The following is a 7,747-nucleotide window of genomic DNA, read 5'->3' as shown; positions in this document are numbered from 1 at the left end:
GGACCACTGTTCCCGTGGCCCCCCTGCCTGTGTCCGGCGCGCCCGCGAGCCCCAACGCTCCGGCCCCGGAGCCGCAGGCCCAGCCCCAGGCCACAGCGCCCGCGGCCTCCGCCAACACCCGCGCCGAGGATGAAGCGCGCGAGCGCATCGCCTCCCTGGAGCGCGAGGCCAAGGCCCTCAGCGTCTCGGAGCCCCAAGCGGCGGCGCTGCTCTTCCACGAGGTGGGCCTGCTCTGGGAGGAGCCGCTCAAGAATCCGCGCAACGCCGCGGTGGCGTTCCAGAACGCGTACAAGCTGGCGCCGCGCTACCTCGTCAACATCCGCGCGGCCCGCCGGCTCTTCGCGGACGTGGGCAACTGGCAGATGGTGCTCCAGTTGATGGACGCGGAGCTGGCGGCCACCGACGACGCGCGCCACCAGGCCGCGCTGCTCTTCGAGAAGGGCATCATCCTCCAGGAGCGCCTGTCGCGGGACGAGGAGTCCGCCGCGTGCCTGAAGCAGTGCCTGGAGCGCCGGCCCACGGACGTCGTCGTCCTCACCCAGCTCGAGTCCGTCTACGCCATGCGCAATGACGTGCCCGCGCTGGTGGAGGTGTATCGGCTGATCGCCGCCACCGTGCAGCAGCCATCGCTGCGCGCGCACTACCTCACCGCCGCGGGCCTGCTGCTGGAAGAGCGGCTGAAGCAGAAGGAGAACGCCGCGGCCCTGTTCCGTGAGGCCTTCGCGCTGGACCGGTCGGACCTCCTGCTCCTGGCGGCCATGAAGCGCCTGGCCGAGCGCGAGGGCCGCGTGGATGAGCTGCTCGCCGCGCTGGGGGCGGAGGCCGCCGCGCTGGGCGCGCAGGCGGCGCCCGCGTACCTGCAGATCGCCAAGGTCTACGAGCGCAACAACCGCAGGGACGACGCGCTGGCCGCGCTGCTCGCCGCGCGACAGGTGTCCCCCAACGAGCCGCTGGTGCTGAGCGAGCTGGCTGGCATCTACGAGACGCAGGGCCGCTTCGAGGAGCTGGCGGACGTGCTGCTGGCGCGCGTGGGCTCGCTCAACGACGAGAGCGAGCTGGTGGCCACCAACCTGCGGCTGGCCGCGCTGTACGAGGAGGACCTCAAGCGCGAGTCGGACGCGGCGGCCCGGTATCAGGCCATTGTCGCCCGCATCCCCGGCCACGCGGCGGCGCTGGCGGGCCTGGGCAAGCTGTACTACCGCATGCAGGACTGGGAGCGGCTGGTCGCCGTCTTCGACGCGGAGGTCGCCGCCGCCGAGGACGCGAAGCAGAAGGCCGCGCGCATGTACAAGGCGGCCGAAATCCTGGAGGAGCGGCTGGGACGGCAGGAGGACGCCATCTCCCGCTACAACACCTGCCTCCAACTGCAGCCGGGCTACCTCCCCGCGCAGAAGGCCCTCACGCGCCTCTACGAGCGCCAGGGCCGCTTCGCGGAGCTGGTGGCCATGTACGAGCAGGACCTGCTCCAGACGAGCGACAGGGATCAGCTCATCACCACGCTGAACAAGATGGCGGTGGTGTACGAGGACCGGCTGGGCGACCTGGACCACGCCATCGAGTGCATGAAGCGCATCCTCGACCTGGCGTCGGACCACCTGCCCACCATCAGAAACCTCGCGCGGCTCCATGAGCGGGCCAGCCGCTTCCGCGAGCTGCTGGAGACGCATGACCTGGAGGCGTCGCTCGCGGGCGACACCAAGCAGGTGCTGTCGCTGCTGCACCGCAACGCGGAGATTCTGGACGAGCACCTCAAGGACCGCGCGGGCGCCATCGCCGCGTATGAGCGCGTGCTGGCCCTGTCCCCGTCCTACCTCCCCGCGCTCAAGGCGCTGGGCCGCCTGTACGCGCAGGATGGCCGGTGGGAGAAGCTGGTGGACATGTACCGGGCGGAGTCGGAGAGCTCCGCGTCCACCGAGCAGGCCGCCGCGCTCATCTACAAGATTGGCGAGCTGTACGAGCAGCGGCTGAACCAGGACAACGAGGCCATCGCCTCGTACAACGAGGCGCTGATGCTGGCGCCCAGCTACTTCCCGGCGCTGCGCGCGCTGGCCCGCATCTACCGCGCGCAGGCCGCGTGGGAGAGCCTGGTGGAGGTGCTGCGCGCGGAGGCCGCCAACCGCACCGACCCGCTGGAGCGCGCCAACGCCCTCTACCAGGCGGCGGCCATCTGGGAGGAGCAGTTGCTGCGGCCCGAGCTGGCCATCGACACGTACCAGGAGGTGCTGCGCCTGACGCCGGCCCACGCCGCCACGCTGCGCGCGCTGGAGCGGCTGTACCTGGCGCAGGACAACGTGAAGGAGCTGGTCGGCATCCTGGACCGCGAGACGCAGGTGGGCAGCACGTCCGTGGCCAAGGTGACGGCGTACCTGAAGCTGGCGCGGCTGTACCTGGACCGCTTCCAGGAGCCCTCGCGCGCGTCGCAGTGCTGCGAGGCCGTGCTGGCGCTGGACGCCGGCAACCTCACCGCCCTCACGCTGCTGGAGCGCATCCGCGCCTCGGACCGGCCGCGCCGCGCCGAGCTGCGCCAGCGCATCGCCGACCGGGTGACGGACCCGCGGCTGGCCACGGCCCTGCGGCTGTCCGCCGCCGTGGACCTGGACCGCAGCCCCGCCGAGGGCACGCTGGAGGCCTACAAGCGCGCGTTCGAGGCCGACCCGGGCGACGCGCGGCTGGCCTTCCTGCTGGAGCGCGGCCTGCGACAGGCGGGTGACGCCGCGGGGCTGGCGCGCATGTACACCATGCGGCTGGCGTCCGCACAGGACGCCGAAGAGGCCCTGGAGATGCTGCTGCGCACCGCCGAGCTGGCGGACACGCGCTTCAACGATTTGGAGCGGGCGGCGGCGCTCTACCGGCAGGCGCTGGAGCTCCAGCCGCAGTGCCTGCCCGCGCTGCAGGGGGCTCGCCGCGTGGCCTTGAAGCGGGGCGACTTCGCGGGCGCCCGCGCCGCGCTGGAGGCCGAGGCCCGGGTGTCGCGCGATCCGCGTGGCGCCATCGAGGCGTTCATCGGCGCGGCGAAGCTGGCCACCAGCCGGTTGAATGACCCGGACGGCGCCACGGCCCTGTACCGGCAGGCGCTGGAGAAGGATCCGCTGCACGCGGGCGCGCAGGCGGGCCTGGAGGAGCTGCTGGCGCAGCGCGGTGGCTCCGCGGACCTGGCGGCCCTGCAGGAGCGGCGCGCCGAGGCGAAGCTGGCGCAGCGGGACGGACTGGCGGCGGCCACGGCGTTCGTCAGCGCGGCGCGTCTGCACCACTCCGCGCTGAATGACCGCGCGCGGGCGCTGGACCTGCTGGAGAAGGCGCTGTCGGCGCGGCCGGGGCATCCGGAGGCGCTGGAGCTGCGTGGCACGCTGCTCCTGGAGGCGCAGCAGTACCCCGAGGCCGCGGCCATGCTGAGCCAGCGCGTGCAGCTCGGCGGCGACCCTCGCGTCCTGGCGCAGTTCCACATGACGCTGGGGAACCTGTACGCGGCGCACCTCAACGACGCGAGCCGCGCCGCGGCGCACTACCAGACGGTGCTGGCCACCCTGCCCCGTCACCTGGAGGCGCTGGAGCGGCTGGCCGGGCTCCACACCCAGGCGCGCAACTGGACGGGCGCGGTGGACTGCCTGCACAAGCTGCTCCAGCAGGAGCTGCCGCCGGAGCCGCGGGCCCGCTTCACGCTGGAGCTGGCGCGCACGTATGACGAAGGGCTGGGCGACGCGGGCGCGGCCACCCCGCTCTACCGCCGCGCGCTGGAGCTGTCCCCGGGCAACCCCACCCTGGTGGACCGGCTGGTGGTCCTCTACGAGCGTGCTCGCAACCTGCCGGAGCTGGCGCAGCTCCTGGAGGCCCAGGCCGCGGGCCAGCTCGCCGTGGAGCCCAAGCGCGCCGCGACGCTGCGGATGCGGGCCGCGGACCTGTACGCGGGGCCGCTGTCCGAGCCCGCTCGCGCCACCGCGCTGTACCGGCAGGTGGTGGAGGGGGATGGCACGAACCTCCAGGCCCGGGCGGTGCTCGCGGAGCTGTACGCGCGGGACTCGTCATCGGTGTCGATGGCCATCGAGGAGCACCGGCAGATTCTCCGGCAGGACCCGACGCGCGTGGACAGCCTGCATGCGCTGTTCAAGCTCTGGGAGGGCCTGAAGCAGCTCGACAAGGCGTTCTGCGCGTCGGCGGCGCTGCACTTCCTGCGCTCCGCCAACGAGGTGGAGCTGGCCTTCTACATGGAGGCCCGCACGCGGCTGGCGCAGGAGGCGCGCGAGGGGCTGACGCAGACGGACGTGGACACGGTGCTGATGCACCCGGGGGCCCGGGGCCCGCTGCTCGACGTGCTGCGCGCGATGGGCGAGCACCTGGAGAAGGTGTACCCGCCCAACTTCGACATCGTGGGCGTCAACCCGAAGGCGGACCGGCTCAAGCCGGACTCGGCCGTGTACAAGGCCATCCGCGCCGTGGCGCAGGTGTTCGGCGTGGAGAGCTTCGAGGCCTACCAGGCGCGGCGCGGGCTGACGGTGCTGGAGACCACGGAGCCCATGTCGGTGTGCATTGGCCAGGACGTGGTGCGGCGCTTCAACGCGCGCGAGCAGAAGTTCCTCCTGGGCCGCGCGGCGCTGGGGTTGCTCAACAAGACGGCGGTGCTGGAGAAGCTGTCGCAGGGTGAGACGGCGGACCTCTTCGGCAGCGCCATCCGCCTGCACGCGCCGCAGTTCAGCGCGCTGGGCCGGCGCAACGACGAGTCGGTGAAGCAGCTCAAGCGGGCCTTCCCGCGCAAGGCGCTCAAGGCGCTGGAGCCTCCGGCGATGTCGCTGGGCGACGCGCAGAAGGTGGACCTGGCGCCCTGGCTGGAGGCCATTGACTACTCCGCGGACCGCGCGGGCCTGCTGATGTGCGGCGACGTGGCGGTGGGCCTGGGCATGGTGCTGCGCGAGGACCCGAACTTCGCGGGCGCCCGGCTGGATACGCCCGAGCCCATGATTCAGGCCGTGCGCGAAGTCGAGCGCCTGAGCACGATTCTGGCGTGGGCCTTCACGGACGACTTCTTCCGGCTGCGCCAGCGGCTGGGCCTGGGGCTGTAGGCGCCTTCAGGGCGCGGCGGGAGCCCTACTCCCGCCGCACCACCGCGCCTTCTGGCAGCCCGGTGATGATGCGCGTCAGGGCGTCATCCACGGGCCCGCGCTGGGCGGACTCCACCGTCACCTTCACCCGGTAGTCCTTGGCCGGGTCGAACTCCGGGTAGGAGCCGATGGCCACGTGCGGCATGTCAAGCGCCACCCGGTCCAGCACGGCGGCGATGTCGCTTTCGCCCAGCCGGAGGTAGAGGCTGCTCACCGCCACGGGCGACCCGCTCAGCCGCGCGAGCACCGTCTCCAACTGCATCCGGAACAACTGCGGCACGCCGGGCAGCAGGAAGACGTCCTCCACGGTGAGCACGGGGAACCAGGTGCTGGACTGGTGCAGCAGCACGGCGCCCTCCGGGGCATCCGCGAGCCGCAGGGCCTCCGGCGTCACCTGCCGCGCCTCGGTGGCGCGGGACATGATGAGGTCCAGCATCTCCTGCAGCCGCACCACCTTCCGTCCCATGGCCAGGGCCACCGCGCGCACGGTGACGTCGTCATGGGTGGGGCCAATGCCGCCGCTGGTGAAGACGTAGCGCGCCTTGCGCCGGGCCCGGGCCACGGCGTCCACGATGGCGTCCACGTCGTCGAGGACCGTCTCCACCGAGAGCAGGGGGATGCCCACCTCGCGCAGGCGTTGGATGAGGTGTGGCCCGTTCAGGTCCTGGACCTTCGCCGTCAGGACCTCATTGCCGATGATGACTGCCGCTGCGCCGGTCCGCTCCATAAGGGGCGATATGCTAGTCGAATCCAATGGGGGATGGTGCTGAGCCACACACCCGAGGGGAATTTCAATGCGCGTCCTCATCTCCACCTACGGCACCCGCGGTGATGTTCAACCCTTCGTCGCACTCGCCAAGGCCCTGATGGCCCATGGCCATGTCGTGGCGCTCTGCACGCCCACCGGATTCCGAGGCATGGTGGAGCGCCACGGCGTTCCGTACGCGCACATGGACAATGCGGTGCTGGAGCTGACGGAGGCGGTCCTTCGCGCCCCGACGCGCGCCGAGCAGCGGCGGCTCTTCAAGGGGTTCGGCGCCATCATCCGTGCGGGCCTGGAGGACGAGTGGCGAGCGGCGCAGGCGCTCCAGCCGGACGTGCTCGTGTACCACTCCAAGGCGCTGGGCAGTCACCACATCGCGGAGAAGCTCGGGGCCGCCGAGCTGCTGTCGATGCCGCTGCCGCTGACGCCGACGCGCGAATTTCCAGTGCCGATGATTCCAAGCTTTCGGCTCGGCGGTTGGCTCAACGCGCTGAGCTACCGGCTCATCACGTTGGCCAACGTGGTCTGGGCTGGCGCGACCAACGACTTCCGGGTGAAGACACTGGGCCTCGCGCCGCGCTCACGCTTCGCTGACCCGATGAAGAAGGCCGATGGCTCCGCGGTGCCGGCGCTGTACGCGTACAGCGAGCAGTTGCTGCCGCGCCCCGCGGACTGGCCTTCCCAGGTGCAGGTGACGGGCTGCTGGTTCCTCGACGAGACGGAGGGCTGGACGCCGCCCGCGGCGCTACAAGCGTTCCTGGAGGCAGGGCCGCCGCCCGTATACGTCGGCTTCGGCAGCATGGGCGCGGCGCACGCTGAAGCGCGTGGCGCCACCGTCTTGCAGGCCCTGTCATTGACCGGCGAGCGCGCGGTGCTGGCCACGGGCTGGGGAGGCTTGAAGACGGGCGCGCTGCCGCCGAACGTCTTCAGGCTGGAGGCCGCGCCGCATGACTGGCTGTTCCCTCGAATGAGCGCGGTGGTGCATCACGGAGGGGCCGGCTCCACGATGGCGGGCTTGCGCGCGGGCAGGCCCACTGTCATCTGCCCCTTCCTCGGCGACCAGCCGTTCTGGGGGCACATGGTCCAACGCGCGGGCGTCGGGCCACGGCCGGTGCCACAGAAGTCGCTCACCGCCGAACGTCTGGCGGAGGCCATCCGCACGGCACTCTCCCCAACGGTGCGGGCCCATGCGGCAGCGCTGGGCGAACGCATCCGAGCAGAGGACGGAACCGCGCGCGCCGTGCAGCTCATCGAGCAGGAGCACTCGAGGTGGAACCACCGCCAGGCGGACACGTGCCCTCCGGTGGCCTCGTCGGCGGTCAACCCGTACCGTGCTTGAACTCGGCTTCACTGTCCGTTAGCGTTCAATCCACGTATTACCAGGAGAGTGAAGTGCGCATCCGTGACGCCCAGGTCGAAGCACTGCGCGACGTCAGGGAGGCGAACTTCATTGAAGAGCTGGTGGTGCACCTGCGCACCCACTTTCCGGACGAGCTCAAGGACCTCTCCGGGGACTCGCTGCGACAGGAGCTCCGGAAGGGGCTGGCCCGCGCCCGCGGCTACGGGCTCGCCAGTGGCGAACTGCAGACGCGGTTCGTCGGGCTCGCGGCCCTCTTTGGCTGGGCCTTCGACCTGGACGAACCCTGGGTGGCGAAGGCCCTCTCCGACACGACCTTTGAACCCGATGAGCGGATGAACCGGGTCGAGACCCGCTTCCAGCGGCGGCTGGAGACGGCCGCGCGCAACGCGAAGGCACGCGCGGCGTTCGGCATTGAAGCGTAACGCGGCGGAGAGAACCCCCATGGCGCATGACATCGTCTTCAAGCCCTCGGCGGTCTTCGACCCGGAGCGGGCCTACTTCACCAACTGTGGCCCGAGAGAGCCCCCGCCC

General features: G+C 71.4%; 4 protein-coding genes. 3 read left to right on the top strand and 1 reads right to left on the bottom strand.

What is annotated here, in order from left to right; all coding sequences use genetic code 11:
• On the top strand, window positions 1-5,054 hold a 5,054-nt coding region (locus G4D87_RS29540), incomplete at its 5' end, for a tetratricopeptide repeat protein (protein WP_163786044.1).
• Between the two features lie 25 nt (window positions 5,055-5,079).
• Here the strand turns inward: G4D87_RS29540 and G4D87_RS29535 are convergent.
• Window positions 5,080-5,820: a competence/damage-inducible protein A gene (locus tag G4D87_RS29535; protein WP_163786043.1), complete on the bottom strand. Its 741-nt coding sequence runs from the start codon at window positions 5,818-5,820 to the stop codon at window positions 5,080-5,082.
• Window positions 5,821-5,887: 67 nt separating this feature from the next.
• Between G4D87_RS29535 and G4D87_RS29530 the strand changes: the two genes are divergently transcribed.
• Both G4D87_RS29530 and G4D87_RS29525 read left to right on the top strand, forming a co-directional pair.
• Window positions 5,888-7,195, top strand: a complete 1,308-nt coding sequence (locus tag G4D87_RS29530) for a glycosyltransferase (RefSeq protein WP_163786042.1) — start codon at window positions 5,888-5,890, stop codon at window positions 7,193-7,195.
• A 53-nt stretch (window positions 7,196-7,248) separates the two neighbouring features.
• Window positions 7,249-7,638 carry a hypothetical protein gene (locus tag G4D87_RS29525; protein WP_163786041.1) on the top strand — a complete coding sequence of 130 codons (390 nt, stop codon included), beginning with the start codon at window positions 7,249-7,251 and terminating at the stop codon, window positions 7,636-7,638.
• Window positions 7,639-7,747 lie beyond the last annotated feature (109 nt).

Origin of the sequence: Myxococcus vastator (assembly GCF_010894475.1) — a bacterium.
Taxonomy (GTDB): domain Bacteria; phylum Myxococcota; class Myxococcia; order Myxococcales; family Myxococcaceae; genus Myxococcus; species Myxococcus vastator.
Note: the sequence above shows the minus strand (reverse complement) of the source record. Positions and strands in the feature narration are given on the sequence as shown.

What these genes read in the sequence shown, in the direction of transcription:
- G4D87_RS29535 (WP_163786043.1), bottom strand. Translation starts at nt 5,820, where the DNA reads ATGGAGCGGACCGGCGCAGCGGCAGTCATCATCGGCAATGAGGTCCTG.
- G4D87_RS29530 (WP_163786042.1), top strand. Translation starts at nt 5,888, where the DNA reads ATGCGCGTCCTCATCTCCACCTACGGCACCCGCGGTGATGTTCAACCC.